The sequence below is a fragment of the Streptomyces sp. Y7 genome (assembly GCF_043195415.1).
Lineage (GTDB): Bacteria > Actinomycetota > Actinomycetes > Streptomycetales > Streptomycetaceae > Streptomyces.
The window spans coordinates 42,404-68,041 of record NZ_JBIDDQ010000015.1; the positions used below are offsets into that span (position 1 = coordinate 42,404).

Here is a 25,638-nt window from a genome sequence, read left to right on the forward strand (position 1 = left end):
CTCAGTGGACCGTGGTGTCAGGCGGCCGTGCCGACCGGCGCCGGCTCCGTGCCGCGGATCGAGACCTCGTGGGTGTCGTTGACGTTGTGCGCGGACACCGGGTTGCGGCGGGAGACGAACACGATGCCGGCGGCGACGGCGGCACCGACCAGCGCCACCACGGCCGTACCGACGTTGCCGCCGTGCTTGACCGCGCTCGCCGAGACACCGCCGACCAGCGCGGCGGCGGGCAGCGTGATCAGCCAGGCCACGACCATGCGGCCGGCCACGCCCCAGCGGACCTCCGCGAGACGGCGGCCGAGTCCGGCGCCGAGGATGCTGCCGGAGGCGACCTGGGTGGTGGACAGGGCGAAGCCCAGGTGGGCCGAGGTGAGGATCACCGTCGTCGAGGCGGTCTCGGCGGCGAAGCCCTGCGGGGACTGGATCTCCGTCAGGCCCTTGCCCATGGTGCGGATGATGCGCCAGCCGCCGAGGTAGGTGCCCAGACCGATGGCGAGACCGGCGGAGGCGATGACCCACAGGGGCGGGCCCGCGTCATGGCCGAGCGCGCCCGCCGAGATCAGGGTCAGCGTGATGACGCCCATCGTCTTCTGCGCGTCGTTGGTGCCGTGGGCCAGGGAGACCAGCGAGGCCGAGGCGATCTGGCCGACCCGGAAGCCCCTGGTGACGGACTCCTTGCGGGCGCGAGAAGTGAGCCGGTAGGCCAGGTAGGTGGCGAGCAGCGCCGCGAGTCCCGCGACGAGCGGCGAGGCCACCGCCGGGATCAGCACCTTCTCGACCACCTTGTCGAAGTGCACGCCGTGGGAGCCCGCACCGACCCAGACGGCCCCGATGAGCCCGCCGAACAGCGCGTGCGACGAACTGGACGGCAGCCCCACCAGCCAGGTCAGCAGGTTCCACAGGATCGCCCCGACCAGGCCCGCGAAGATCATGCCCGGGGTGACGAGTGTGTCGTCGACTATGCCGCCGGAGATCGTTCTGGCGACCTCGGTGGACAGAAAGGCGCCGACGACGTTCAGAACGCCGCTGATGAGCACGGCCGTCCTCGGTTTGAGGGCCCCCGTGGCGATGGAGGTGGCCATCGCGTTCGCCGTGTCGTGGAAGCCGTTGGTGAAGTCGAAGGCGAGGGCCGTCACGATGACGACCGCCACCAGGAACGTGATGTGGTCCATTCCCCAATGCAAACAAGCGCGGACCAATGCGGGGCGAACTGACGGCAAAGCAAGTCCCAGGAGGAGGCGCGCGGTTGGTAAGGGTCCTGCAAAGCAGACGTGGTGACCGTTCGGCCTGTCGTACGGCCGCCTCGGCGCGGGCCGCACCGCCGGTTCTACGATCACCTCATGAGCATCCGCTGGACCTACGCGTTCATCGACCGTCCCGCCGCCGCGCTCGGCGCGGCCGGGGACTTCTGGACCGCGGTGACGGACACCGAACTGTCCGAACCACGCGGTGATCAGGGCGAGTTCACGACTCTGCTGCCCGGCGGCGGAGCGGACCCCTGTGTGAAGGCGCAGGGCGTCGAGTCGGGTCCGGGCGGCGCGCATCTCGACTTCGCCGTGGACGACGTCCCGCGGTTCGTGAAGTCGGCGCTGGCGCAGGGGGCCGGCCTTGCCGCCGACCACGACGGGTGGGCCGTACTGCGTTCCCCCGCCGGGCAGTTGTTCTGCGCCGTGCCCTGGCAGGGGGAGTCGGTGCGACCGCCCGTGGTGCGCGGCAGCCGGCTCGACCAGGTCTGCGTGGACGTACCGCCGTCCGCGTACGAGGCCGAAGTCGCCTTCTGGAGCGGGGTGCTGGCGGGCTGGGAGTCGGCGCCCGGTGCCCGTCCCGAGTTCCATGTGCTGCGCCCGCCGGCCGGGCTTCCGCTGCGCGTCCTGCTCCAGCGGCTCGGCGAGGAGCCGTCGGCCGCGGGACGGCCCGGTGCGGGGCCGCGCGCCTCCGCCCATCTGGATCTGGCCTGCGCGGACATCCCGGCGACCCGTGTCCGGCACGAGGAACTGGGCGCGGCCTTCGTCACCCAGGGGCCTCACTGGACGGTGATGCGCGATCCGGCGGGCGGGACGTACTGCCTGACGGGGCGGGACCCGGACACGGGCGGGCTGCCCCGCGCCGGCGCGTCCTGACGCAGCAGGGCGCCGGTGCGCTCCCGTCGGGTACGGCGTCCGCGCCCGCCGACCCCCGCCCCTGCGGCAGCGAGGGTGCCGGGTCGGCCTCCGCCCGGCAGTGGGACCCCGGCGGCTCGGCCGAGTCCCGCAACCACAGCGTCGCTCCGCCCGTCACGGCCACGAGGGCCGCCCAGCCACCACGGTCCACGGCCCCGGCCGACCCCGCTCCATCACCGCCCCGGCCGGCCCCGCTCCGTCACCGCCACGGCCGGCCCCGCTCCGTCACCGCCACGTTTCCACGTCCACCACCGCGGCGACCGGGATCGGCCCGTACACATGCGGGAACTCCTCGCCCCCGGGCTTCGGCGCCTCGTACTTCAGCGGAGCGTCCAGCAGCGCGGGGTCCACGACCAGCACCACCAGTTCGTCGGGGCCGTCGTAGGAGCCGTACAGGAAGGCGGCCACGGACGGGAGTTGGGCGCGGGTCGAGCAGTGGATGAAGCCCTCCTCCCGGAGCGTGCGGCCGCGCGTCGACATCTCGTACGTGCCGTGCTCGCGGGCCGCCTCCCACAGGGAGCGTTCGGTGATGTGGAGGATGCGGGTGTCTTCGGGCATGGCGTGAGGTTACGGCTTCAGCCGTGCCGCCCGCGCGTGCAGATAGCGCTGCTCGGGCAGGCTCAGCGTCTTGGCGGCGGCGGCCTCGTAGGCGGCGCGTGCCTCGTCATGGGCGCCGGCCCGCTCCAGGAGATGCCCGCGGACCGCGTCCAGACGGTGTCCGGCCCCCAGCTCGTCCTCCAGCGAGGCCAGTTCGGCCAGCCCGGCACGCGGTCCTCGGGCCATGGCGACGGCGACCGCGCGGTTGAGGCGCTCGACAGGGCCCGGGACGATACGCACCAGGACGTCGTAGAGACCGAGGATCTCCTCCCAGTCGGTCTCCTGCGCCGACGGGGCCTCGTCGTGCACGGCGGCGATGGCGGCGCGCAGCCGGTACGGGCCGGCGGGCCCCCGGGCCAGCGCCCGGGTGACCAGGGCGACGCCCTCGTCGATCGCGGCCTTGTCCCAGCGGTCGCGGTCCTGTTCGTCGAGCGGGACGAGTTCGCCGTGCGGTCCGGTGCGTGCCTCGCGGCGGGCGTCGGTGAGCAGCATCAGGGCGAGCAGGCCGGCCACCTCGCCGTGGTCGGGGAGGAGCCGGTGGACCTCGCGGGTCAGCCGGATCGCCTCGCCGGCGAGTTCGCGGCGCGTCAGGCTCGTGCCCGAGGTGGCCGTGTAGCCCTCGTTGAAGATCAGGTACAGCGTCTGCAGGACGGCGGGCAGCCGGTCCTCCCAGTTGTCGGGGCGCCCGAAGCGCACTTTGCGGACCTTCTGCTTGGCCCGGCTGATGCGCTGTGCCATCGTCGCCTCGGGGACGAGATACGCGCGGGCGATCTCCGCCGTGGTCAGACCGCCGACGGCGCGGAGGGTGAGGGCGATCTGGGCGGGCGGGGTCAGATCCGGATGGCAGCTGAGGAAGAGCAGGGTGAGGGTGTCGTCCTCGCGGGGCGCGCGGTCCGCCCCGGGCGGCGGGGCCGTGAACGCGTCCCGCGGGGCGAGCGCCGCGACCTTCTCCTCCCGGGCCCGGCGCGCCTCCTCCGCACGCAGCGCGTCGGTCAGCCGACGGGCGCCGACCCTGATCAGCCAGCCGCGCGGATTGTCCGGGACCCCGGTACGCGGCCACTGCTCGGCCGCCGCGAGGAGGGCTTCCTGTACGGCGTCCTCGGCGGAGTCGAAGTGGCCGTACCGGCGTACCAGCGCGCCGAGGACCTGCGGCGCGTGCCGGCGCAGCAGGTCCTCGGTCTCGGGTGTGGCGCTCATGCCCTCGGGTACGCGGGTGCGGCTCAGCCGACGTCCCCGGAGCCGTCGTCGATGGGCCGGATCACGACGGGGTACACGGGGGCTCCGGCGGGCTGGGGGCACTGCAGGACCCGCTCGGCGATCTCCGTGACCCGCTCCAGGCTCGCGCAGTCCAGCACCCAGTAGCCGGCCAGCAGCTCCTTGGTCTCGCTGTACGGCCCGTCGGTGATCACGGCCTTGCCGTCGTCGCCCAGGGTGACGTGCCGGGTCTTCGCGGGCTCGGTCAGCCCCTGTCCGTCGATCATCTCGCCGGACTCGGCGAGGTCGTCGTTGAGGGCCTGCATGAAGGAGTACATCGCCTGGACGTCCTCCTGGGTCCAGGCGACGGAGCCCGCGGATCCCTTGCCCTGCATCGCCTCGTAGTCCGCCTGCGTGCCCTGCACCATGACCAGGTACTTCATCAGTCCGCTCCTTCGCTTGCGTCGGCTCGGGCCACCCTCGGGGGCGGCTCTCACAGGGGACGTCGGAGCCGGGCCGGGATTCTCGACACGGGTTTCAGGAATTCTTCGCGGCGGGTGTGCCGGGCTGCTCGGGCTGATCGTCCGGGCCGTGCGGTTCCTCGTGCTCGGCGGCGCCTTCCTCGACGTAGGTGGCGCAGTCGGGGTTCCGGCACGGGCCGGCCACCCAGGTCGGGACCCAGGCGCCCAGGGTCTTGTGGCGCTTGACGACGGTGTCGACGGGCTGTCCGCAGTCGGGACAGACGTGCTCTTGGCTGCCCATGTCCTCAGGGTAGGGCGGGAGAGGGCTCAGCGCTTCCTGCTGTACGTACGAACCACGGCGCCGTTGCCGAACGCGCGCACGCCCTCGTGGACGAACTCCGTGACGGCGAAGTCCGAGCCGAACATCGGCATGCCGGTGCCGTAGACGACGGGGTAGGTCTTGATGACGAGTTCGTCGATCTCGTCGAACAGCGCGCCGGCGAGCTGCGAGCCGCCGCACAGGTAGATGCCCAACTCGCCGTCCTCCGCCTTCAGCTCGCGGACCTTGCCGACCACGTCGTCGGCGACGATCTCGACCTGCGGGTCGGGCGACTCGGTCAGGGTGCGCGAGGCGACGTACTGGCGCAGATGGACGTAGGGGCTGGTGACGCCCTCCTTCAGGGCCAGGTCGTAGCTGCTGCGGCCCTGGATGACCGTGTCGAACCGCCGGTTGGGCAGGTCGTCGAAACCGAGGGCGCGGCGGCCGGGGGTCCACACGGTCTCCGGGTGCTCCGCCTTGAGGAACTCCAGGAACTCCTCGTCGACGAAGGGGTACATCGATGTCGCGTCGCCGCTCGGGTCTCCGATGAAGCCGTCGATGGAGCAGGCGATGAAGTAGGTGAGCTTTCGCAAGCCGGTCTCTTTTCGTAGGGTGTCGCACAACCACTTCGGTTGTAGTGCTTCAGTTGTAGTACTTCGCTTGTAGTGGTTGCAAGCGCTTTTCTTGGAACGGCTGGAAGTGGGAGAGGGGATTCCGAATGGCGGGCAATCCGGAGCGCCGGGCCGCCCTCGTCGACGCGGGCGTCGAGGTGCTCGCTCGTCAGGGGGCGCGCGGGCTGACGTTCCGCGCGGTGGACGCCGAGGCGGGGGTGCCGGTCGGCACCGCTTCCAACTACTTCACCGGGCGCGACGACCTGCTCCGGCAGATCGACACCCGGCTGCACGTGCGGCTCGCGCCCGATCCGGAGGTGATCGCCGAGCTGCTGACCCGGCCCAAGGACCGCTCCCTGGTCGTCAGTTTCATGCACGACCTGATGGCCCGCGCGACCCGCGACCGCACGGGCTATCTGGCCCTGCTGGAGATGCGCCTGGAGGCCTCCCGCCACCCCGAGCTGCGGTCCTCCTTCACCAGGACCGTGCGGGGCGACCTGGACGAGGCCATCGGGTTCCACCGCGACGCCGGACTGCCCGGCGGCGACGAGGTCGTCACCGTTCTCTATCTCGCGATGCTCGGGCTGCTCCTGGAGCATCTGACCCTGCCGGACGTGCTGAAGGGCGTACTGCCCGGAGTGGGCGTGCCGGACGGGCTGGTGGAGCGGATCGCGGCGACGATCGTGCCGGAGAAGTAGCCGGGGCAGCGCACCGGAGAAGCGGCCGGGGCGGCGTGGCTGTGGCTGGGGCCGCGGTGGCTGGGGTGGCGGTTGTTTCAGGCGCGCGGCGCGCGCCACATCGGCCACATCTGGGGGCCGTCCGGGAGATCGAGGGGGCGGCCCTTGAGCACGAAGCCGAGCCGCTCGTACAGGTGCCGGCTGCGGGCGCTGCTCGCCTCCAGGTAGGCGGCCACGCCCTCCTGGTCGCAGCGTTCGAGGACCGACAGGATGAGCGCGGTGCCGAGACCCTCGCCCTGCCGTTCCGGCGCGGTGCCGATCATCCACAGGTACTCGTGGGCCTCGCCCTCGGGGTGGACGGCGGCCGTCAGCCGGCCTATCTGCTCGACGCGTTCGTTGGCCGGATCGACGGCCTCGCGCAGCCGGACGGGCCCTTCGTCGTCCTGATCGTGCGCCTCGGCCGGCACGGACATCCACAGCGCGCACGCCGTGCCGTCCTCGGTGACGTCTATCCGGCCGTGGGCGAGCACGATGTCGGTGAAGGCCGCCATGAGCCTGGGGTGCGTGGTGCGGCGGTGCTCGTCGCCCGGGAACACCCAGCCGCTGACCGGGTCGTCCTGGAAGGCCTCGTCCAGCAGCCGCACGACCAGCTCCCGGTCCTCCTCGCCCGCCGACCGGATCGCGACGCCCATGATGATTACCCGCCCCTTCGTCTCAACCGGCCTTGATCGTAGGGCGAATGCCGCGGGCACGGCGTCCACGGCCGCATTTTGACGAGATCCGGCCGTCACGGCGGGATCCGGCCTCGCGCGGGCCGGTGCGATCGTTCCGCGAGACGAGAACGGGCCCCGCACACCGTGGGGATGTGCGGGACCCGCCGGTCCGGAGCCGCCGGCCGTACGGGGTCAGGAACCGTACGGCCCCGGTGCTCCGGAGTCGCCACGACCGTCGGCATCCGCGCCCTTGCCGAGCGCGGTCGTCGACCGCCGCGATGTCGCGGGCACGGCGCTCGCCCGCCCTCTCAGCAGGCGGCCGCCGCGGCCCTCAGTTGCTGCGTCGTGTCACGAACTCGGCCAGGGCCAGCAGCCCTCCCGCGTCCTCCGGGTCCGGCACCGCCCGGGCCAGCTCCTGCATGGCCCGGGCCATCCGGTCGGCGGCCTGGGCCTGCGCCCAGTCACGGCCGCCCGCCCGCTCCACGGCGAGCGCCGTGCGCCGCAGGTCCTCGTTGTCGTACGGCAGTTCGTACAGCGCGGCCAGCTCCGCCGCGGCCGGACCGCCGGAGGTCAGCGCGGCGACCACCGGCAGGGATTTCTTGCGGGCGGCGAGATCCGCACCGGCCGGCTTGCCGGTGTGGCTCGGGTCGCCCCATATACCGATCACGTCGTCGATGAGCTGGAAGGCGAGCCCGGCCTCACGGCCGAACGCGTCCAGCGCCGCCACGTCCTCCGGTGCCGCGCCCGCGTACAGCCCGCCGACGGCACAGGCGCACCCCAGCAGCGCGCCGGTCTTGGCCTCGGCCATGGCGAGCACCTCGTCGAGGCCGACCTCGGCCGGGCCGCGTTTCTCCAGCGCCGTGTCCGCGTGCTGTCCGGCGCACAGTTCGACGACGCAGTCCGCGAGCCGGGCCGCCGCCGCTGCGGACGCCGGGTGCGGGTCCTCGGCGAGCAGCCGCAGGGCCAGCGCCTGGAGGGCGTCCCCGGCGAGGATGGCGTCGGCCTGACCGAACACGGCCCAGGCGGTGGGCCGGTGCCGACGGGTCGCGTCCCGGTCCATCACGTCGTCGTGCAGCAGCGTGAAGTTGTGGACCAGCTCCACCGCGACCGCCACCGGCAGGGCCGCCGCCCGCGCCGCCGGTCCGCCGAGCGCGGCGGCCGCCGTGAGGACGAGAGCGGGACGGATCGCCTTGCCGGCGTTGCCGGTCGCCGGCGTGCCGTCCGGGTGCACCCAGCCGAAGTGGTAGAGCGCGATCCGGCGCATGGACGGCGGCAACGACTCGATGGCGGCCCGCATCTCCGGGTCGACGCAGGCCCGCGCCCGCTCCAGGATCACCGCCGCCTCGGGACCGTCGAGCGGATCCGGCGTGCCGTCCCCGTCGGTCGCGATGGCCCCCCGCCCTTCGAGCGTCTCGGTGGACGGCCGCGCCCCGGGGAGGCGTTGCTGCGTCTCCGTCATGAACTCACCCATGGCATCGCCTCGGAGAGTCGGCGGACAGTGGCACTTCCGCTACGGCTGGGCGCCTACCCCGAGGGTCTACCCACGCGGGGGACGCGGGACACGGTGCCGCTCCGACAAGCGTGCGGGCGAAGCGGCGCCGGGCCGGGAAGGTCACCGCCAGCGCCCGATCTCGACGTTCTCCAGCACACCAAGGGCGTCCGGCACCAGCACCGCGGCCGAGTAGTACGCCGTCACCAGGTACTTGATGATGGCCTGTTCGTTGATGCCCATGAAGCGGCAGGACAGGCTCGGCTCGATCTCGTCCGGGATGCCCGACTGCTGCAGGCCGATGACGCCCTGTTCGTTCTCGCCCGTGCGCATGGCGATGATCGAGGTCGTCCGGGCGTCGCTGACCGGGATCTTGTTGCACGGGAAGATCGGCACACCGCGCCAGGTGGGGATGCGGTTACCGGCCATCTCGATGGTCTCGGGCACCAGCCCGCGCTTGTTGAGCTCGCGCCCGAACGCCGAGATCGCGCGCGGGTGGGCGAGGAACAGCTTGGTGCCGCGGCGCCGGCACAGCAGCTCGTCCATGTCGTCGGGGCTGGGCACGCCGTCGTGCGGCTGGAGCCGCTGGTCGTACTCGCAGTTGTTGAGCAGCCCGAACTCGCGGTTGTTGATGAGCTCGTGCTCCTGACGCTCCTTGAGGGCCTCCACGGTCAGCCGGAGCTGCTGCTCGGTCTGGTTCATCGGCTGGTTGTAGAGGTCGGCCACGCGCGAGTGGATGCGCAGCACGGTCTGGGCGACGCTCAGTTCGTACTCACGGGGCCTGGCCTCGTAGTCGACGAAGGTGTGCGGGATGTCCGGCTCGCCGCTGTGGCCGGCCGCCAGTTCGATCTCCCGCTCGCCGTACTTGTTGCTGCGCTGCTCCGGAATCGCCCGCAGCTGCTCGATGTGCTCACGCAGGGAGTCGGCGCGCTCCGCGACCTGTTCGACGTCCTGGCGGGGCAGCACCAGCACGGTGCACGCGGTGACCGCGCGGACGGAGTACTCCCAGATGGCGTCGGCGTCGAGCAGGGCCTGGTCACCGAGGTAGGCGCCGTCGGCGAGGACGCCGAGGGACTCGTCCTCCCCGTAGGGGCCGGAGCCGAGCTTCTCCACCCTGCCGTGCGCGAGCAGCAGCACCTCGTCCGTCCGGCTGCCGAAGGAGGCGATCACGGAACCCGCCGCGAACTCCCGCTGCTCGCAGCGCCGGGCGAGCTCGGAGAGCACGTCCTCGTCGTCGTACGACCGCAGCGCCGGCAGTTCGCACAGCTCGGCGGGGATGACCTCGACGCGATCGCCGGTCTTGACGAACGTGATGCGGCCGTCGCCGACGGCGTAGGTCAGACGCCGGTTCACCCGGTACGTGCCACCCTGAACGTTCACCCAAGGCAGCATGCGCAGCAGCCAGCGGGAGCTGATCTCCTGCATCTGCGGCGCGGACTTGGTCGTGGTGGCCAGGTTCCGCGCCGCCGCCGTGCCGAGACTCTGCTGCGGCTTGCCCTGCTCCGTGCGGACCTCTTCGCCTACCGACATAAGGAATTGCCCTCCCGGTCATGCGTCGACGCCGATCTGACGCCACGCATCGCCATCTGCACCACCGAGCCTTCCATCACGGAGCGTGCCGGTGCTATTACACGAAAGAGCGGGAATGGATCACTGAGCAGTGGGCAAATAGAGGGACCTTGTCCACTGTTGGTCCCGTCCGCAACTGTCCAAAACCGCTCGCACACCGTGCGAGACGAGGAGTCCCGTCTGCCCGTTTTCGGTAGAGCACCGGTACGAGGCGGCCGCGGCCGGCGGCCGGCGCACGGCGCGAAGGGAGCGGCCATGGCCACACCCATGTCCGCGAGCAGATTCCTGGAGAGACTTCGGACCGAGGGAACGACCGTCGTCGAGGTGGGCGACTGGGAGCACCACAACCGCAACCACGTGGGCCCGTGGGGGCCCGTCCACGGCGTGATGATCCACCACACGGTGACCCAGGGCAGCGCCTGGACGGTGGAGCTCTGCCGCGACGGCTACGAGGGCCTGCCCGGCCCGCTCTGCCACGGCGTGATCACCAAGGACGGCAGGGTCCACCTCGTGGGCTACGGCCGCGCCAACCACGCCGGTCTCGGCGACGACGACGTCCTGCGCGCGGTCATCGCGGAGACGGCCCTGCCGCCCGACAACGAGGCCAACACCGACGGCAACCGCCACTTCTACGGCTTCGAGTGCGAGAACCTGGGCGACGGGATCGACCCCTGGCCGGAAGCCCAGCTGGACGCGATCGAACGCGTCTCGGCGGCCATCTGCCGCCATCACGGCTGGACGGAACGGTCGGTGATCGGCCATCTGGAGTGGCAGCCCGGGAAGGTGGATCCCCGAGGGTTCACCATGGCCTCGATGCGCCGGCGGATCGGCGAGCGCCTGAGCTAGGGCGACTCCCGGCGCGCGCCCGCGGCCCGGCGCACCGGCGTGCACCGAGGTGGGGCGACAACGGCGTGCGCGCGACAATGAGCGGGTGCCCAGCCCCGACCCCGACACCACCCCCGACCTCACCACCCTCCGCCCCCGGCTCCCCTCTCCCCTGCAGGAGCCGACGGACGAGCGGTTCACCCGCCGCGGCCTGCGTCTGCTGCTCAAGCGGGACGACCTGATCCATCCGGAGCTGATCGGCAACAAGTGGCGCAAGCTCGCGCCGAACCTCGAAGCCGCCGCCGGCCGCACCGTGCTCACCTTCGGCGGCGCCTACTCCAATCACCTGCGCGCCACGGCCGCCGCGGGCCGCCTCCTCGGTCTGCCCACGGTCGGCGTGGTGCGCGGCCAGGAGCTGGCCGACCGGCCCCTCAACCCGTCACTGGCCCGGTGCGTGGCCGACGGCATGCGTCTGCACTTCGTCGACAGATCGACGTACCGCAGGAAATCCGAGCCACGGACCCTGGCCGCCGTGCTGCGCGCGGCGGACGCCCGGGACGCGTACGTCGTCCCCGAGGGCGGCAGCAACGCCCTCGCCGTGCGAGGATGCCGCGCGCTCGGCGAGGAGCTGCGCGGCCGGGCCGACGTGGTCGCGGTCGCCTGCGGCACCGGCGGCACCCTGGCGGGTCTGGCGGCCGGCCTGGCGCACGGTCAGCGGGCACTGGGCGTGCCCGTCCTCAAGGGCGGCTTCCTGGAGGAGGACGTACGGCGCCTGCAGACCGAGGCGTTCGGCGGGCCGCGGGGCGACTGGCGGCTCGAGGACCGGTTCCACTTCGGGGGGTACGCCCGTACGCCTCCCGAACTCGACGCCTTCGCGCAGGACTTCGAACAGCGGCACGCGGTCCCCGTCGAGCGTCTCTATGTCGCCAAGTTGCTGTATGGGCTTGTCGCCCTCGCCGAGGAGGGCGCCTTCCCGCGCGGGACGGTGCTCGCGGCGGTCGTCACCGGGGCTCCCTTCTCCGAATGACCGGCCCTCACTCGGCCTCCCGGTAGGCGGCCGCCTCCTCCAGGTCCAGCCTGCGCAGCAGCGTGCGCAGCATCTCGTCGTCGATGTAGCGGCCGTCGCGCAGCCTCACGAAGACCGCGCGTTCGGCGCCGATCACGTCGCGGGACAGTCTGCGGTAGGTGTCGTCGACGGACTCGCCGGTGATGGGGTTGGCCTGGCCGAGACGTTCCCAGACGGAGTTGCGGCGGCGTTCCAGGACGGCTCGCAGCCGGTCGGCCAGCGGCTCGGGGAGGGCGTTGCGCTCGTCGGAGAGGAGTTCCTCCAGACGCTGTTCGGCGATGCGGGACGCCTGTGCCTGGGCGTTCGCCTCGGCCAGGGTCGCGGCCTGCGGGTCACGGCCGGGCAGCCGCAGCATGCGGATCAGCGGCGGCAGTGTCACCCCCTGGACGACCAGGGTGCCGATGACCGTGGTGAAGGTGAGGAAGAGGATGAGGTTGCGCTCGGGGAACTCGCCGCCACCGTGCACGGTGAGCGGGATCGAGAAGGCGATCGCCAGCGAGACGACCCCGCGCATGCCGGCCCAGGCGATGATGAACGCGCCCCGCCACGTCGGATTCGGCTCACGCTCCCGGATCCGCGCCGACAGCATGCGCGGCAGGAACGTCGCCGGATACACCCACACGAACCGGGAGACGACGACCACGAGGAAGACGGCGAGCGCGTACCAGGCGGCACGGGTGCCCTCGTAGGCGCCGAGGCCCTTGAGGACCACCGGCAACTGCAGCCCGATCAGCGCGAACACGGCCGACTCCAGTACGAAGGCGACCATCTTCCACACCGCGTCCTCCTGGAGCCGGGTGGCGAAGTCGACCTCCCACGCGCGGTGCCCCAGATAGAGCGCGACGACCACGACCGCCAGCACTCCGGAGGCGTGCACCTGCTCGGCGGCGGCGTACGCGACGAACGGGATCAGCAGCGAGAGCGTGTTCTGGAGCAGCGCCTCCTTCACATGGGTGCGCAGCCAGTGGATCGGCACCATCAGCACCAGGCCCACGCCGATGCCGCCGAACGCGGCCAGCAGGAACTCCCCGATGCCGCCGGCCCAGGTGGCGCCCTCTCCGACGGCGGCCGCGAGGGCCACCCGGTAGGCGGTGATCGCGGTGGCGTCGTTCACCAGGGACTCGCCCTGCAGGATCGTGGTGATCCGGGACGGCAGCCCCACCCGGCGGGCGACCGCCGTGGCGGCGACCGCGTCCGGCGGCGCCACCACCGCGCCCAGCACCAGCGCCGCGGTCAGCGGCAGCTCCGGGATGACGAGATAGACGACCCAGCCGACGGCGAAGGTCGCGAAGAGCACGTATCCGACCGACAGCAGCATCACGGGCCGCAGCTGCGCCCGCAGATCGAGGTAGGAGCTGTCCGTGGCCGCGCTGTGCAGCAGCGGCGGCAGCACCAGCGGCAGCACGATGTGCGGGTCGAGGGTGTACTCGGGCACCCCGGGCACGTACGACACGGCGAGCCCGGCCGCGACCAGCAGCAGCGGCGCCGGCACCGGCGAACGCCGAGCGGCGGCGGCCACCGCGGCACTCCCGGCCACCAGCAACAGCAGCGGCATCACATCCATACGACTCGCCCACCCTCACCCGCACCGTCAGCGGCGCCGACCCGCCGCTGCCCGCCACTCAACACGGAACGACACGCGCGCCCGCGCGCGCCCCTGCCGCCGCGCCCGTCCATGGTCCTCGCCCGCCCTCGTCCATCGTCACCGCAGCCCGCCCTCGATTTTCCGCGCGGGTCTGCGCGTGACCGTCGTAACCTGGCAATCATGAAACAGTGCACGCACGCCGACGCGCTGCCGCACCCGGAACCAGGTCCGCTCGGCGAGACCTGTCCCGAGTGCCTGGCGGAGGGTTGGCACCCGGTGCAGCTGCGGCTGTGCCTCACCTGCGGTCACGTCGGCTGCTGCGACTCCTCGCCGGGCCGGCACGCCACGGAGCACCACAAGGAGTCCGGGCACCCGATCATGCGGACCTTCGAGCCCGGCGAGGAATGGCGCTGGTGCTTTGTCGACCACGTACTGGTGTGACGGCGACGTAGGCTGGACGACCGGGGATCCGGACGGTTCGACCGTCTGACGTCTGGGTACGTCAAACCGGCGCGCGCTCTTCCCAATTGGGCCCGCAGACCCCCTAGCCACGGAGCGTATCCGTGTGTTTACTATGAGTGACAGCAAGGGGTTGGGGTCCTGGGGACAGGAAAGTTCAGAGCGCGATAGCGTCACCGCTGAACCACACATCGCGTTACCCCGGGGGGCGACCCTCGGCCCCGAGAAGCTTGTACCACCTTGGAGGTGAGGGTGTCCCAGATCGCAGGCGAGCCCGCGACCCAGGACTTCGTGGAAGTCCGGCTGCCGGCCGCGGGTGCCTACCTGTCGGTGCTGCGTACGGCGACCGCCGGCCTCGCCGCCCGTTTGGACTTCACCCTCGACGAGATCGAGGACCTGCGCATCGCGGTGGACGAGGCCTGCGCGATCCTGCTTCAGCAGGCCGTGCCCGGCTCCGTACTCAGCTGCGTCTTCCGGCTCGTCGACGACTCGCTCGAGGTCACCGTCTCGGCCCCGACCACGGACGGCCACGCCCCCTCCAGGGACACCTTCGCCTGGACCGTGCTGTCGGCCCTAGCGGGCAAGGTCTCCTCCGCCGTGGACGAGGACAAAACCGTTTCGATCAGCCTCTACAAACAGCGCGGCGCGGGACCCGGGCCGGCGTGAGGAACGGGGACGGGCCGGTGCGGGACGAAGAGCGCGGCACACGGGAGCTGCCGGACACTCCCCCCAGCTCGGGCGGAGCCGGAAGCGCGGGAGCGGGCCCTGACGGCCCGAACGGTTCCCGACGCATGGCGGACGGCATCGACGGCATCCCCGAGCAGGCCCGGCCGCACCCGGAGGACGACTCCGTGGTGACCGGTTTCCAGGGCGGCCCGGGGGACGACGGTGCTGTGCAGGGCGCGCCTCTGGGCGGGCGAATCGGGGTCCCCGCAGTCCCTGGGGGTCCTCCCGCTCGACCGAAGTCGAGAGTGAGGACGGAGGCGAGGGCTCGGGAGAGGGCGACGGGCGGGACGATGAGCGAGCACGAGCGAGACGCCGACCACGAGGCGACGGCCGCGCGCACAGCGCAGGCCGCGCGCACAGCGCAGGCCGCGCGCACCGCGCAGGCCACGCAGCACGACCCACAGGACCGCAGCGGGGCACGCGCCCTGTTCGTCGAGCTGCGCAAGCTGCAGGACGGCACCCCGGAGTACGCGGAGTTGCGCAACCAGCTGGTCCGTATGCACCTGCCGCTCGTCGAGCACCTCGCACGCCGCTTCCGCAACCGCGGCGAGCCCCTCGACGACCTCACCCAGGTCGCCACCATCGGTCTGATCAAGTCGGTCGACCGCTTCGACCCGGACCGCGGGGTGGAGTTCTCGACCTACGCGACCCCGACGGTCGTCGGTGAGATCAAGCGCCACTTCCGCGACAAGGGCTGGGCGGTGCGCGTCCCGCGGCGCCTGCAGGAGCTGCGTCTCGCGCTCACCACGGCCACCGCCGAGCTGTCCCAGCAGCACGGCCGCTCCCCGACCGTCCACGAGCTCGCCGAGAAGCTGGCGATCTCGGAGGAGGAGGTCCTGGAGGGCCTGGAGTCCGCCAACGCGTACTCCACGCTGTCCCTGGACGTCCCCGACACCGACGACGAGTCCCCGGCGGTCGCGGACACCCTGGGCGCGGAGGACGAGGCGCTGGAGGGCGTCGAGTACCGCGAGTCCCTCAAGCCGCTCCTCGAGGACCTCCCGCCGCGCGAGAAGCGGATCCTGCTGCTGCGCTTCTTCGGCAACATGACCCAGTCGCAGATCGCGCAGGAGGTCGGCATCTCCCAGATGCACGTGTCCCGCCTGCTGGCCCGCACGCTGGCCCAGCTGCGGGAGAAGCTGCTGGTGGAGGAGTAGCGGCCGCCGAGGAGCAGCGGCTGTCGGCTACTTCTGATCCGGCGCGCTGCCGGGCCCCCGGATCCCGAGGGCCTCGGTCGTCGCCGGATTGACCAGCAGTACGAGCGTGGCGATCGCCGTCGCGGCGATCGCGATGCCCGCCGGAATGGCGATGCTGTCCGCCTGCAGCAGGCTGTAGGCCACCGGCAGCGCCAGGATCTGGGTGATGATGGACGGCCCCCGGCTCCAGCTGCGGCGGCCGAACAGCCCGCGCGCGGCGAGCAGCGGCAGCAGCGCGAGCACGACCAGGGTCACGCCGAGCGTGACGGCCTGCCGGCGGTCGTCCGGATCACCGGCGAGCCCCAGCACGAGCACCCAGACTCCCCCGACGGTGAGGCCGACGCCTTCCAGAGCGGTCAGCACGGCCGCGTACGTCAGCCGCCGCGGACGCGGGTCGGCGGTTTCCGGGGTGGTGGGGTTCTGCTCCTTGGTCACCCCTGAAGGGTAGCCCTCCGCATCGCGGCCCCCTCGGCGCAGGTTCCCCCACGAACCGGCCGCCCGCGATCACCCGTGTCGAGGCTCACGCCCCATCTCTTACTTGATCCCTACCTCGACCTGTGCCCGGTACCACCCAGTAGGTACGCTGCAACCCATGCGTGCACTTCTCGTGGTCAATCCGGCAGCAACCACCACAAGCGCACGTACGCGCGATGTCCTGATCCACGCGCTCGCCAGCGAGATGAAGCTGGAGGCGGTCACCACCGAGTACCGCGGCCACGCCCGCGACCTCGGCCGGCAGGCGGCGGAGAGCGACGACGTCGACCTGGTGGTCGCTCTCGGCGGCGACGGCACCGTGAACGAGGTCGTGAACGGACTGCTGCACAACGGCCCCGACCCGGAGGGCCTCCCCGGTCTCGCCGTGGTTCCCGGCGGCTCCACCAATGTCTTCGCCCGCGCCCTCGGTCTGCCCAACGACGCGGTGGAGGCGACCGGCGCCCTGCTCGACGCGCTGCGCGAGGGCCGCGAACGTACCGTCGGCATGGGTATCGCGGCGGGCACACCGGGCACCGAGGACGAGGGCGTTCCGGCCAGATGGTTCACCTTCTGCGCGGGGCTCGGCTTCGACGCGGGGGTCGTCGGCCGGGTCGAGCAGCAGCGCGAGCGGGGCAAGAAATCCACGCACGCCCTTTATCTGCGCCAGGTGGTACGCCAGTTCCTCCAGGAGCCCAATCGCCGGCACGGCACCATCACGCTGGAGCGTCCGGGCGAGGACCCGGTGACCGATTTGGTGCTGTCCATAGTCTGCAACACCGCTCCGTGGACGTATCTGGGTAATCGTCCGGTGTACGCGGCACCTAAGGCTTCGTTCGATACGGGTCTCGACGTACTCGGTCTCAGCCGGATGTCCACGGTCGCGGTTGCCCGGTATGCAACCCAGTTGCTCACTTCGTCCCCCGAGCGCGGGGCCCACGGTAAGCACGCACTCACACTTCACGACCTGGACCAGTTCACCTTGCATTCGAAGGTGCCATTGCCCCTTCAGATGGACGGCGACCACCTCGGGCTGCGTACGAGCGTGACGTTCACAGGCGTACGCCGTGCACTGCGTGTGATTGTGTGAGCGGAACGGGCGAAAGTCCTTTCACTCGAACGTTTAGGCCAGGATCCACCCCATGGAAGTACGGCTGTGACCTAGTCGACACCGAGGAATCAAAAAAAACTTTCCGGAAGGGGTTGTATCCGCCGCTGAGGTTTGCGAGTCTCTACGTGGCGGTCGGGACAGCCCGCAACACCGGCGTCCACTGACCACCGGAACCCCTCTTCACATCACAGGACCTCGCCAGGCAACCTGGCGGTCGGCCCTTCACTTGTTGAGGGATTCGTGAAAGCGTTCACATTCACAAGCAATCAGCACGTAATACCAAGGAGAGGTAGCAGCCATGGACTGGCGTCACAACGCCGTTTGCCGCGAGGAAGACCCCGAGCTCTTCTTCCCCATCGGCAACACCGGTCCTGCGCTGCTGCAGATCGAGGAAGCCAAGGCCGTCTGCCGCCGCTGCCCCGTTATGGATCAGTGTCTGCAGTGGGCGCTCGAGTCCGGCCAGGACTCCGGCGTCTGGGGTGGTCTCAGCGAGGACGAGCGCCGCGCCATGAAGCGCCGCGCCGCCCGCAACCGGGCCCGTCAGGCCTCCGCCTGACACACCCGCCCCGCTAAAACAGCCTGAGCTTGGCGGCGCGTACAGCGAGTACGCATCTCCCGCCCCCGAGCCGCAGCGCGCAGTACCCCGATGCGCTTACGCTTTGCGAACAAGCAGCAACGAGCACGAGCCCTGGACCTTCTGGTCCAGGGCTCTTTGCTGTCCCGTGTCACTTGTGCGGCCGCACCGGGATGTCCAGGATCACCCTGGTCCCCCGCTCCGGCGCCGGGACCATGTCGAACGTGCCGCCCAACTCGCCCTCGACCAGGGTGCGTACGATCTGCAGACCGAGGTTGCCGGCGGTGTGCGGGTCGAAGCCCTCGGGCAGGCCCACGCCGTCGTCCTGGATCGTGACCAGGAGGCGGGCCTGCTTGGTCGTGCCGCCGCGGACCGCCGCGACCTCGACCGTTCCGGTCTCACCCTCGCGAAAGCCGTGCTCCAGGGCGTTCTGGAGGATCTCGGTCAGGACCATGGACAGCGGGGTGGCGACCTCGGCGTCCAGGATGCCGAAGCGGCCGGTGCGCCGGCCGCCCACCTTGCCGGGCGAGATCTCGGCGACCATGGCCAGCACCCGGTCGGCGATCTCGTCGAACTCCACGCGCTCGTCGAGGTTCTGGGAGAGCGTCTCGTGCACGATCGCGATCGAGCCGACGCGCCGTACCGCCTCCTCCAGTGCCTCGCGCCCGCGTTCGGACTCGATGCGCCGGGCCTGGAGGCGGAGCAGGGCCGCGACCGTCTGGAGGTTGTTCTTCACCCGGTGGTGGATCTCCCGGATGGTCGCGTCCTTGGTGATCAACTCCTGCTCACGGCGGCGCAGTTCGGTGACGTCCCGGAGCAGGACCAGGGAACCGATGCGGGTGCCCTTGGGCTTGAGGGGGATCGCGCGGAACTGGATGACCCCGTCGTGGGCCTCGATCTCGAAGTTGCGGGGCGCCCAGCCGCTGGCGACCTTGGCGAGCGCCTCGTCCACCGGCCCGTGGGTCGGGGCGAGTTCGGCGGTGGTCCTGCCGAGGTGGTGGCCGACGAGGTCGGCGGCGAGCCCGAGGCGGTGGTAGGCGGACAGCGCGTTCGGGGAGGCGTACTGGACGAGGCCGTCGGCGTCGAGGCGGATCAGGCCGTCGCCGACGCGCGGCGAGGCGTCCATGTCGACCTGCTGATTGGCGAACGGGAACGATCCGGCCGCGATCATCTGCGCGAGATCCGAGGCGCTCTGGAGATACGTCAGCTCCAGCCGGCTCGGGGTGCGCACGGTCAGCAGGTTCGTGTTCCGCGCGATCACCCCGAGGACGCGTCCGTCCCGTCGTACCGGAATCGACTCGACGCGGACCGGTACCTCCTCGCGCCACTCGGGGTCGCCCTCGCGCACGATCCGGCCCTCGTCGAGCGCGGCGTCCAGCATCGGGCGCCGGCCGCGCGGGACGAGGTGACCGACCATGTCGTCCTGGTACGAGGTGGGGCCGGTGTTGGGCCGCATCTGGGCCACGGAGACGTAGCGGGTGCCGTCGCTGGTCGGGACCCACAGCACGAGGTCGGCGAAGGAGAGGTCGGAGAGCAACTGCCACTCCGAGACCAGCAGGTGGAGCCACTCGAGGTCGGAGTCGTCGAGGGCCGTGTGCTGGCGTACGAGTTCGTTCATGGAGGGCACGTGGCCGAGCGTACCTGGCGGTACGGACCTGGCCGGAAACCAGCCGCTGTGCAGGGGATCCCGCCCGGAAACACCCGCGGGCCGCGGCGCCTGGGAGGGACCCTCAACCCTCCCGGCACCGCAGCCCGGAGCAATATCGGCCGTGGGGTGTGCGGTCCCGGTCGGCCGAGGATGAGGACCCGGGGCAGTCAGGGCAGAGAGCTCCGGTTCCTCGGTCCGCCTTCCTGTGCGGGGAAGACGGAAGTCGGTGCGTTCTCGTAGCCACGCACTCCTTCGCATTGTGGACTAGACCACTCTGGTGTGTCCATGCGTGGGAGCGTGTTTGCTGTTGACGTTTTCCTCGCGGGCTCCGAACCAGTTGAGGAACTGATAGGACGCCCTGGCATACACCACGCAGCCTAACCCGTGTGGGTTCATGTGCGGGGCCAGATGGCCAGGGCAATTTCCACGAGTGCCTCCAGTTCCTCCCGGCTCGCCCCGTCGCGCGCCGGTTGTGACATGCCCAGGACCATCGCGCCCCGCTGTCAGCGCGTCTCCGTCACCTTCGCCAGGGCACGGGGCGAGTCCGGGTCCTGGCCGCGGGCGATGGTGACCTCGTAGGCCAGGAGCTGGAGCGGGATGATCTCCAGGATCGGCTGGACCTCCTCGGCGACGTCCTCGGTGGGCAGGACGAAGCCGGCCGATGCCTGTTCGACCTGGTGCCGGGGGCCGATGACGACCAGGTCGGCGCCGCGGCCGCGGAGCCGGTCGAGGACGGGCCGCAGGGCCTCGCCGCCCTTGCCGTCGGGCACGACCGCGATGACCGGGGACACGTTGTCGACCATGGCGAGCGGGCCGTGCAGGAGGTCGGCGCCGGAGTAGGCGAGCGCCGGGATGTAGCTGGTCTCCATCAGCTTGAGGGCGGCTTCCTTGGCCGTGGGGTAGCCGTAGCCGCGGGAGGTGATCACCATGCGCTCGGCGAAGCGGTAGCGGGCGGCGAGGGTGCGGACCTCGTCCTGCCGGGCGAGCAGGCGCTCGGCGAGGTCCGGGAGAGCCTCGGCGTCGGTGCCGTCGCCGTCGCGCAGACCCTCGACGAAGAGGTACAGGGCGAGGAGCGAGGCCGTGTAGGTCTTGGTCGCGGGAAGCGCCCGTTCCGGTCCGGCCATGATGTCGAGGTGGTACTCGGAGACTCCGGCCAGGGCGGAGTCGGGGTTGTTGGTCACCGCGAGGGTGATCGCGCCGGCCTCGCGGGCGGCCCGCGTCGAGGCGACCAGGTCCGGGGAGCCGCCGGACTGGCTGACGGTGATGACGAGCACGTCGGTGAGGTCGGGGCGGGCGCCGTAGGCCGTGGTCGTCGACATCGAGGCCAGACCGCAGGGCAGACCGAGGCGGATCTCCAGGAGGTACTTGGCGTAGAGCGCGGCGTGGTCGGAGGTGCCGCGGGCGGTGAGCAGGACGAAGCGCGGCGAGCGGGCGGCGATCTCGCGGGCGACCTGGCGGACGGCGGGGGCGCCCTGGGACAGGCCCCGGCGCAGCACGGCCGGCTGTTCGGCCATCTCTCGGGCCATGATCCGGCCCGGGAGCTCGTTGTGCGGGGCCTGGGGGTCGGGCGGGTACGGGGTCGAGGTGGTCATGGGCCCTTCCTGCTCTCGCGCGCTGCGTACCGGGCTGGTGCGTGTCCGTCGGACCGTCGCCTGCGGGCCGCGGTCCGGTCGGAGGGGACCGTTGTCCGTCGGACCGTCGCCCGCGGGCCGCGGTCCGGTCGGGGGAGACGGTTCGGGCTGACAGTGTCCATTCCACTCCCCCCTGCGCGATGACGCCTGCCCGACCCGCACTCGAAATGTCGTCGTCGGCATGTCCGTGGGGCTTGCGTTCACCTGGGCCTCGTAGGGTCCGCTCTGTTAGATTGGTCTAAACCACATGCCCTTTCAGGGTGCCCATCGAGACTCTCTTCAGATCGGCAGGCCCAGCGTGGAAGTTGTCATCGTTCCGGACGCCAAGGCGGGTGGCGAGCTGATAGCCGAGGCCATGGCGCGGCTCCTCGGGCGCAAGCCCGACGCCGTGCTCGGCGTGGCCACCGGGTCGACGCCGCTGCCCATCTACGCGGCGCTGGCGGCCCAGGTGCGCTCCGGTGCCGTGGACGCCTCGCGGGCGCGGATCGCACAGCTCGACGAATACGTGGGACTGCCGGCCGACCATCCGGAGTCCTACCGCTCGGTGCTGCGCCGCGAGGTGCTGGAGCCGCTCGGGATCGGGATGGACGCGTTCATGGGTCCGGACGGCACGGCCGAGGACGTGCAGGGTGCGTGCGAGGCGTACGACGCGGCACTGGCCGCCGCCGGGGGCGTCGACCTCCAGCTGCTCGGGATCGGGACCGACGGGCACATCGGGTTCAACGAGCCCTGTTCTTCGCTGGCTTCGCGGACGCGTATCAAGACGCTGACCGAACAGACCCGGATCGACAACGCGCGGTTCTTCGACGGGGACATCGAGCAGGTACCCCACCACGTCATCACGCAGGGCATCGGCACGATCCTGGAGGCGCGGCACCTGGTGCTGCTGGCCACCGGCGAGGGCAAGGCGGACGCCGTCGCGGCGACCGTCGAGGGCCCGGTCGCGGCCGTCTGCCCGGCCTCGGCACTGCAACTGCACCCGCACGCCACGGTCGTGGTCGACGAGGCCGCGGCGTCGAAGCTGAAGCTGGCCGACTACTTCCGGCACACCTATGTCAACAAGCCGGACTGGCAGGGGATCTAGGGGCGGAACCGTCCGACCGGTTCGGTGCTCGCGGGCTGCGGTTCCTGGTGAGCCGATCGGGCCCGCGGGCCGGAGCAGTACGACGACACAGCCCGCTCCCGACGACGAAGAAGGTGCCGGTTCCCCGCGCGGGGAACCGGCACCTTCTTCGTCGTCAGCCCTGCTCCCCCGCGATGACCTCCGCCGCCGCCCGTCCGCACACCCTGGCCGCGCCGTACGTGGCGATGTGCAGGGCGCCTCGGGCGGTCGCCTGGGGGACGCCCATCTCGACCACGATCGTGTCGGGGCGGGCCGCCAGCAGGTCGTCCAGGGCCGTCGCCATCCAGGGGTGGCGGTGTTCGTCGCGGACCACGGCCACCACCCGACGCCCCTCGGCCGCCGCCAGGACCGCGCGCCCCGCGCCCTCGCCCGTGTAGCTGCCCGTCTCCGTGCCGGGGATCAGGCGGGCCAGCTCGGCGGCCACACCCCACGGGGTCTCGTCGCCGACCGCGATGTTCGCGACCGGGGTGAGGGCGGCGACGAACGGTGCCTCGGTGAGCGGGGTGAAGGGTGCCGAGGCGGTCGGCCTCAGGGCCCGGCGGGCCGCGACGAGGCCGATGTCCGTGCGGCCCTCGCTCTCGGCCGCGGGCGTCGCCGTCGCCGTCCAGCGGGCCAGTTCGCGGACGTTCTCCGCCGCCTCCGCCAGCCGGGCCTCGGGGAGTTCGCCCGAGCGGACCGCCGCTACCAGGGCGTCCCGCAGGCGGCGTACCGTCTCGTCGTCCGCGAGTCCGCCGCCCACGCAGATGGCGTCGGCGCCCGCCGCGATGGCCAGGACGCTGCCGCGTTCGATGCCGTAGGTGGCGGCGATGGCCTGCATCTCCATGCCGTCGGTGACGATCAGTCCGGTGTAGCCGAGTTCGCCGCGCAGGAGGTCGGTCAGGACCGTGCGGGACAGGGTCGCCGGGTGGTCCGGGTCGAGGGCGGGGACGAGGATGTGCGCGCTCATCACCGCCCGCGAACCGGCCGCGATCGCCGCGCGGAACGGGGAGAGTTCGCGGTCCGCCAGCGTCGAGGCGTCCGCGTCGATGCGGGGCATGGCGTGGTGGGAGTCGACCGCGGTGTCGCCGTGACCGGGGAAGTGCTTGGTGCAGGCCGCGACGCCGGCCGACTGCAGGCCGGTGACGTAGGCGGCGGTGTGGCGGGCGACCAGCGCGGTGTCGGCGCCGAAGGAGCGCACCCCGATCACCGGGTTCGCCGGGTTGGAGTTCACGTCCGCCGACGGGGCCCAGTTGAGGTTCACCCCGCAGGCGGCCAGGCGCCGGCCGAGCTCCGCGGCCACCTCACGGGTCAGCTCCACGTCGTCCACCGCGCCGAGGGCGTGGTTGCCGGGGAAGCTGGAGCCGGCCCTGACCTCCAGTCGCGTCACATCACCGCCCTCCTCGTCGATCGCGACCAGGACGTCGTCCCGCTCGCCGCGCAACTGGGCGGTCAGCGCGGCCAGTTGCTCGGGCGAGGCGATGTTGCGGCCGAACAGGCCGACGGAGGCGAGGCCCTCGCCGAGCCGGCGCAGCAGCCAGTCGGGGGCGGTGGTGCCGGTGAAGCCGGGCTGGAGGACCGTCAGCGCGTCGCGCGTCAGGGTGTCGGTGCCGCTGGCGAATGTCGTCATCGGGTGGCGTTATCCCTTCACGGCGCCGGCCGTCAGACCGCTGACAGCCCTGCGTTGCAGGAAGACGAAGAGGATCAGGATCGGAATGGCGAACAGCGACGACGCTGCCATCGTGGCGCCCCAGTCGTTGCCGAAGGCGGTCTGGAAGCTGGACAGCCACAGTGGCAGGGTCTGCGACTCCGCCTCCTTGTTCAGCACCAGGACCAGCGGGAATTCATTCCAAGCGGTGATGAAGCCGAACAGGGACGTGGACATCAGGCCGGGCGCGAGCAGCGGCAGGATGACCTTGACGAAGGCCTGGGAGCGGGTGCAGCCGTCGACCATCGCGGCCTCCTCCAGTTCCCGGGGCACCGCGGCGACGAAGCCGCGCAGGGTCAGGATGGTGAAGGGCAGGATCATCATCATGTAGAAGACCGTCAGCGGCACGAGGCTGTTCAGCAGCGACGCGTCCCGCACGATCATGTACATCGCGATGATCATGACCTCCCAGGGCGCCATCTGGGCCAGCATGAAGCCGATGATGAAGCCCCGCCGCCCCTTGAAGCGCATCCGGGCGAGCGCGAAGGAGCCCGCGAGCGCGATGACCAGGGCGAAACCGACCGCGCACAGGGTGACGATCAGCGAGTTGGAGACGTACGTCCAGAAGTGGTCGACGCCGGTCGCCTTCTTGAAGTGTTCGAAGGTGAAGTCGGTCGGGAACCAGACCGGGTCCTCCGAGATGATGTCGCCGGTCGGCTTGAAGGCCGTGGAGAACATCCAGTACACGGGGAAGACGAAGCCGATGAACAGAACGACGGCCGTGACGTTGGGCCACAGGCGGCCGAAGAGTGAGCGCTTCACAGCTCGTCCTCCTCTTGCTTGAGCACGATCCTCAGGTAGTACGCGGTCAGGCCGAGCAGGATCAGGATGGTCAGGACGGCGATCGCGGCACCCATGCCGTAGTGCTGGTTGCCGACGCCCTCGATGTAGGCGTAGACGGGCAGGATCTCGGTGAGCCGGTCGGGGCCGCCGCCGTTGATGGTGAAGACCTGCACGAACGCCTTGAAGACCCAGATGATCTCCAGGAAGGTCGTCGCGTAGAGGAAGGGCCGCAGGAACGGCAGCGTCACCGTGGTGAAGCTCTTCCACACGCCGGCCCCGTCCAGCGAGGCGGCTTCGTACAGCTCGCCGGGGATGGTGGTCGTGGCCGCGTAGAGGTTGATCGCGACGAACGGGATCGACATCCAGACGATCAGCAGCGTCACCACGAAGAACGTCGACATCTGGCTGCTGGTCCAGCTGTAGTCGGCCATGGAGTGCCAGCCCAGCTTGTCCAGCACCCAGTTGACGACGCCGAAGCGCTGCGCGAACAGCCACTGGTAGACGGTGCTCGCGGCGACCACGGGCATCGCCCAGGCGAGCACGAGTCCGACCAGCAGCATGACCCGCATCCGCCGGCCGAGGCGGGCGAGCAGCAGGCCGATCAGGGCGCCCAGGACCATGATGAGGCCGACGTTGACGGCCGTGAACAGGATCGAGCGCAGGGTGACGCGCCAGAAGTCCTCGCCGGTGAGGACCTGCTTGTAGTTGTCGATGCCGTTCCACTCGGTGACGTGCTGGATCAGCTGCGCCATGTTGAGGTTCTGGAACGACAGCAGGACGTCCTTCAGCAGCGGCCAGCCGAGCAGCAGCACGGTGGCCGCGCAGGCGGGCAGCAGCAGGAGGTACGGGGTGAGCGCGCCGATGCGGGACGCGGCTCCCGGCCGCGGCCCGGCGGAGCCGCTGTCTGCTTTCTTCACCACGTCCACCGGACCGGAGGGCGGCCGTTCGGTCTGCACGGTCATGCTCGCGA

At 71.2% G+C, this 25,638-nt stretch carries 26 protein-coding genes and 1 pseudogene; 10 read left to right on the top strand and 17 right to left on the bottom strand.

The window, feature by feature from the left end:
- Positions 1-17: 17 nt before the first annotated feature.
- Complete coding sequence (locus ACGFW6_RS29565; RefSeq protein WP_393516353.1) at positions 18-1,172, bottom strand: anion permease; 1,155 nt, start codon at positions 1,170-1,172, stop codon at positions 18-20.
- 168 nt (positions 1,173-1,340) lie between these two features.
- Between ACGFW6_RS29565 and ACGFW6_RS29570 the strand changes: the two genes are divergently transcribed.
- Entirely contained in the window at positions 1,341-2,120 is a 780-nt protein-coding gene (locus ACGFW6_RS29570) for a VOC family protein (RefSeq protein ID WP_393516356.1), read from the top strand.
- Positions 2,121-2,384: 264 nt separating this feature from the next.
- Here ACGFW6_RS29570 and ACGFW6_RS29575 read toward each other — a convergent pair whose 3' ends face one another.
- From ACGFW6_RS29575 to ACGFW6_RS29595, 5 genes are all read right to left on the bottom strand, one after another.
- Positions 2,385-2,717, bottom strand: a complete 333-nt coding sequence (locus tag ACGFW6_RS29575; RefSeq protein ID WP_393516359.1) for a DUF952 domain-containing protein — start codon at positions 2,715-2,717, stop codon at positions 2,385-2,387.
- A gap of 9 nt (positions 2,718-2,726) precedes the next feature.
- Entirely contained in the window at positions 2,727-3,953 is a 1,227-nt protein-coding gene (locus ACGFW6_RS29580) for an RNA polymerase sigma factor (protein WP_393516362.1), read from the bottom strand.
- Positions 3,954-3,976: 23 nt separating this feature from the next.
- Entirely contained in the window at positions 3,977-4,393 is a 417-nt protein-coding gene (locus ACGFW6_RS29585) for a YciI family protein (protein WP_346183702.1), read from the bottom strand.
- A 94-nt stretch (positions 4,394-4,487) separates the two neighbouring features.
- Positions 4,488-4,712 carry a hypothetical protein gene (locus ACGFW6_RS29590; protein WP_393516365.1) on the bottom strand — a complete coding sequence of 75 codons (225 nt, stop codon included), beginning with the start codon at positions 4,710-4,712 and terminating at the stop codon, positions 4,488-4,490.
- Between the two features lie 26 nt (positions 4,713-4,738).
- Positions 4,739-5,323 (bottom strand): dihydrofolate reductase family protein, encoded by a 585-nt coding sequence (locus ACGFW6_RS29595; RefSeq protein ID WP_393516368.1) that lies wholly within the window; start codon positions 5,321-5,323, stop codon positions 4,739-4,741.
- Positions 5,324-5,448: 125 nt separating this feature from the next.
- On the opposite strand from ACGFW6_RS29595, the gene ACGFW6_RS29600 reads away from it, so the two are divergent.
- On the top strand, positions 5,449-6,039 hold the full coding sequence (locus ACGFW6_RS29600; RefSeq protein ID WP_393516371.1) for a TetR/AcrR family transcriptional regulator: 591 nt from the start codon (positions 5,449-5,451) through the stop codon (positions 6,037-6,039).
- A 77-nt stretch (positions 6,040-6,116) separates the two neighbouring features.
- On the opposite strand, the gene ACGFW6_RS29605 is transcribed toward ACGFW6_RS29600, so the two are convergent.
- The 3 genes from ACGFW6_RS29605 to ACGFW6_RS29615 all read right to left on the bottom strand — a co-directional run bounded on the left by ACGFW6_RS29605 (position 6,117) and on the right by ACGFW6_RS29615 (position 9,750).
- On the bottom strand, positions 6,117-6,710 hold the full coding sequence (locus ACGFW6_RS29605; RefSeq protein WP_393516374.1) for a GNAT family N-acetyltransferase: 594 nt from the start codon (positions 6,708-6,710) through the stop codon (positions 6,117-6,119).
- Between the two features lie 352 nt (positions 6,711-7,062).
- Positions 7,063-8,190 (bottom strand): family 2 encapsulin nanocompartment cargo protein polyprenyl transferase, encoded by a 1,128-nt coding sequence (locus tag ACGFW6_RS29610; RefSeq protein WP_393516377.1) that lies wholly within the window; start codon positions 8,188-8,190, stop codon positions 7,063-7,065.
- A 153-nt stretch (positions 8,191-8,343) separates the two neighbouring features.
- Entirely contained in the window at positions 8,344-9,750 is a 1,407-nt protein-coding gene (locus ACGFW6_RS29615; RefSeq protein ID WP_393516380.1) for a family 2B encapsulin nanocompartment shell protein, read from the bottom strand.
- 294 nt (positions 9,751-10,044) lie between these two features.
- Between ACGFW6_RS29615 and ACGFW6_RS29620 the strand changes: the two genes are divergently transcribed.
- On the top strand, positions 10,045-10,635 hold the full coding sequence (locus tag ACGFW6_RS29620) for an N-acetylmuramoyl-L-alanine amidase (protein WP_393516383.1): 591 nt from the start codon (positions 10,045-10,047) through the stop codon (positions 10,633-10,635).
- Between the two features lie 85 nt (positions 10,636-10,720).
- The gene (locus ACGFW6_RS29625; RefSeq protein ID WP_393516386.1) at positions 10,721-11,641 is read left to right on the top strand and encodes a 1-aminocyclopropane-1-carboxylate deaminase/D-cysteine desulfhydrase; all 921 of its coding nucleotides are present in this window, start codon (positions 10,721-10,723) and stop codon (positions 11,639-11,641) included.
- Positions 11,642-11,648: 7 nt separating this feature from the next.
- Here ACGFW6_RS29625 and ACGFW6_RS29630 read toward each other — a convergent pair whose 3' ends face one another.
- Positions 11,649-13,244: a Na+/H+ antiporter gene (locus ACGFW6_RS29630; protein WP_393516389.1), complete on the bottom strand. Its 1,596-nt coding sequence runs from the start codon at positions 13,242-13,244 to the stop codon at positions 11,649-11,651.
- A gap of 201 nt (positions 13,245-13,445) precedes the next feature.
- On the opposite strand from ACGFW6_RS29630, the gene ACGFW6_RS29635 reads away from it, so the two are divergent.
- The 3 genes from ACGFW6_RS29635 to ACGFW6_RS29645 all read left to right on the top strand — a co-directional run bounded on the left by ACGFW6_RS29635 (position 13,446) and on the right by ACGFW6_RS29645 (position 15,604).
- Complete coding sequence (locus ACGFW6_RS29635) at positions 13,446-13,706, top strand: UBP-type zinc finger domain-containing protein (protein WP_030949271.1); 261 nt, start codon at positions 13,446-13,448, stop codon at positions 13,704-13,706.
- A gap of 270 nt (positions 13,707-13,976) precedes the next feature.
- Positions 13,977-14,390, top strand: coding sequence for an anti-sigma regulatory factor (locus tag ACGFW6_RS29640; RefSeq protein WP_004925829.1), 414 nt, complete (start codon positions 13,977-13,979; stop codon positions 14,388-14,390).
- 17 nt (positions 14,391-14,407) lie between these two features.
- A complete protein-coding gene (locus ACGFW6_RS29645) occupies positions 14,408-15,604 on the top strand; it encodes an RNA polymerase sigma factor SigF (protein ID WP_393516392.1) in 1,197 nt (398 codons plus the stop codon).
- Positions 15,605-15,631: 27 nt separating this feature from the next.
- On the opposite strand, the gene ACGFW6_RS29650 is transcribed toward ACGFW6_RS29645, so the two are convergent.
- Positions 15,632-16,078, bottom strand: coding sequence for a hypothetical protein (locus tag ACGFW6_RS29650; RefSeq protein WP_393516395.1), 447 nt, complete (start codon positions 16,076-16,078; stop codon positions 15,632-15,634).
- 157 nt (positions 16,079-16,235) lie between these two features.
- Between ACGFW6_RS29650 and ACGFW6_RS29655 the strand changes: the two genes are divergently transcribed.
- Together ACGFW6_RS29655 and ACGFW6_RS29660 are read left to right on the top strand one after the other, a co-directional pair.
- Positions 16,236-17,204, top strand: coding sequence for a diacylglycerol/lipid kinase family protein (locus ACGFW6_RS29655; protein ID WP_393516398.1), 969 nt, complete (start codon positions 16,236-16,238; stop codon positions 17,202-17,204).
- Positions 17,205-17,523: 319 nt separating this feature from the next.
- Positions 17,524-17,781 (top strand): WhiB family transcriptional regulator, encoded by a 258-nt coding sequence (locus ACGFW6_RS29660; protein ID WP_006142322.1) that lies wholly within the window; start codon positions 17,524-17,526, stop codon positions 17,779-17,781.
- Between the two features lie 169 nt (positions 17,782-17,950).
- Here ACGFW6_RS29660 and ACGFW6_RS29665 read toward each other — a convergent pair whose 3' ends face one another.
- The 3 genes and pseudogenes from ACGFW6_RS29665 to ACGFW6_RS29675 all read right to left on the bottom strand — a co-directional run bounded on the left by ACGFW6_RS29665 (position 17,951) and on the right by ACGFW6_RS29675 (position 21,039).
- Positions 17,951-19,417 (bottom strand): sensor histidine kinase, encoded by a 1,467-nt coding sequence (locus ACGFW6_RS29665; protein WP_393516692.1) that lies wholly within the window; start codon positions 19,415-19,417, stop codon positions 17,951-17,953.
- 422 nt (positions 19,418-19,839) lie between these two features.
- Positions 19,840-19,944 (bottom strand): annotated as a pseudogene (locus ACGFW6_RS29670) (TetR/AcrR family transcriptional regulator); the annotation flags it as partial.
- Between the two features lie 6 nt (positions 19,945-19,950).
- On the bottom strand, positions 19,951-21,039 hold the full coding sequence (locus ACGFW6_RS29675) for an SIS domain-containing protein (RefSeq protein WP_393516401.1): 1,089 nt from the start codon (positions 21,037-21,039) through the stop codon (positions 19,951-19,953).
- A gap of 337 nt (positions 21,040-21,376) precedes the next feature.
- Here ACGFW6_RS29675 and nagB point away from each other — a divergent pair, with 337 nt between their 5' ends.
- Positions 21,377-22,162 (top strand): glucosamine-6-phosphate deaminase, encoded by a 786-nt coding sequence (nagB, locus tag ACGFW6_RS29680; RefSeq protein WP_393516404.1) that lies wholly within the window; start codon positions 21,377-21,379, stop codon positions 22,160-22,162.
- A gap of 154 nt (positions 22,163-22,316) precedes the next feature.
- On the opposite strand, the gene ACGFW6_RS29685 is transcribed toward nagB, so the two are convergent.
- From ACGFW6_RS29685 to ACGFW6_RS29695, 3 genes are read right to left on the bottom strand one after another with little or no spacing between them, the layout of a single operon-like run.
- Complete coding sequence (locus tag ACGFW6_RS29685; protein ID WP_393516407.1) at positions 22,317-23,807, bottom strand: glycoside hydrolase family 3 protein; 1,491 nt, start codon at positions 23,805-23,807, stop codon at positions 22,317-22,319.
- A 9-nt stretch (positions 23,808-23,816) separates the two neighbouring features.
- Positions 23,817-24,647 (bottom strand): carbohydrate ABC transporter permease, encoded by an 831-nt coding sequence (locus ACGFW6_RS29690; RefSeq protein ID WP_393516410.1) that lies wholly within the window; start codon positions 24,645-24,647, stop codon positions 23,817-23,819.
- Positions 24,644-25,630 (bottom strand): carbohydrate ABC transporter permease, encoded by a 987-nt coding sequence (locus ACGFW6_RS29695; protein ID WP_393516413.1) that lies wholly within the window; start codon positions 25,628-25,630, stop codon positions 24,644-24,646. Before ACGFW6_RS29695 ends, ACGFW6_RS29690 begins: the two co-directional genes overlap by 4 nt.
- Between the last annotated feature and the right edge of the window lie 8 nt (positions 25,631-25,638).

Excerpts from the sequence above, each read along its gene's own strand:
- ACGFW6_RS29620 (WP_393516383.1), top strand. The coding sequence starts at position 10,045 with ATGGCCACACCCATGTCCGCGAGCAGATTCCTGGAGAGACTTCGGACC.
- ACGFW6_RS29695 (WP_393516413.1), bottom strand. The coding sequence starts at position 25,630 with ATGACCGTGCAGACCGAACGGCCGCCCTCCGGTCCGGTGGACGTGGTG.
- ACGFW6_RS29635 (WP_030949271.1), top strand. The coding sequence starts at position 13,446 with ATGAAACAGTGCACGCACGCCGACGCGCTGCCGCACCCGGAACCAGGT.
- ACGFW6_RS29675 (WP_393516401.1), bottom strand. The coding sequence starts at position 21,039 with ATGACCACCTCGACCCCGTACCCGCCCGACCCCCAGGCCCCGCACAAC.
- ACGFW6_RS29580 (WP_393516362.1), bottom strand. The coding sequence starts at position 3,953 with ATGAGCGCCACACCCGAGACCGAGGACCTGCTGCGCCGGCACGCGCCG.
- ACGFW6_RS29655 (WP_393516398.1), top strand. The coding sequence starts at position 16,236 with ATGCGTGCACTTCTCGTGGTCAATCCGGCAGCAACCACCACAAGCGCA.
- ACGFW6_RS29610 (WP_393516377.1), bottom strand. The coding sequence starts at position 8,190 with ATGACGGAGACGCAGCAACGCCTCCCCGGGGCGCGGCCGTCCACCGAG.
- ACGFW6_RS29590 (WP_393516365.1), bottom strand. The coding sequence starts at position 4,712 with ATGGGCAGCCAAGAGCACGTCTGTCCCGACTGCGGACAGCCCGTCGAC.
- ACGFW6_RS29685 (WP_393516407.1), bottom strand. The coding sequence starts at position 23,807 with ATGACGACATTCGCCAGCGGCACCGACACCCTGACGCGCGACGCGCTG.
- ACGFW6_RS29660 (WP_006142322.1), top strand. The coding sequence starts at position 17,524 with ATGGACTGGCGTCACAACGCCGTTTGCCGCGAGGAAGACCCCGAGCTC.
- ACGFW6_RS29630 (WP_393516389.1), bottom strand. The coding sequence starts at position 13,244 with ATGGATGTGATGCCGCTGCTGTTGCTGGTGGCCGGGAGTGCCGCGGTG.
- ACGFW6_RS29665 (WP_393516692.1), bottom strand. The coding sequence starts at position 19,417 with ATGAACGAACTCGTACGCCAGCACACGGCCCTCGACGACTCCGACCTC.
- ACGFW6_RS29565 (WP_393516353.1), bottom strand. The coding sequence starts at position 1,172 with ATGGACCACATCACGTTCCTGGTGGCGGTCGTCATCGTGACGGCCCTC.
- ACGFW6_RS29615 (WP_393516380.1), bottom strand. The coding sequence starts at position 9,750 with ATGTCGGTAGGCGAAGAGGTCCGCACGGAGCAGGGCAAGCCGCAGCAG.
- ACGFW6_RS29575 (WP_393516359.1), bottom strand. The coding sequence starts at position 2,717 with ATGCCCGAAGACACCCGCATCCTCCACATCACCGAACGCTCCCTGTGG.
- ACGFW6_RS29585 (WP_346183702.1), bottom strand. The coding sequence starts at position 4,393 with ATGAAGTACCTGGTCATGGTGCAGGGCACGCAGGCGGACTACGAGGCG.
- ACGFW6_RS29600 (WP_393516371.1), top strand. The coding sequence starts at position 5,449 with ATGGCGGGCAATCCGGAGCGCCGGGCCGCCCTCGTCGACGCGGGCGTC.
- ACGFW6_RS29605 (WP_393516374.1), bottom strand. The coding sequence starts at position 6,710 with ATGGGCGTCGCGATCCGGTCGGCGGGCGAGGAGGACCGGGAGCTGGTC.
- ACGFW6_RS29570 (WP_393516356.1), top strand. The coding sequence starts at position 1,341 with ATGAGCATCCGCTGGACCTACGCGTTCATCGACCGTCCCGCCGCCGCG.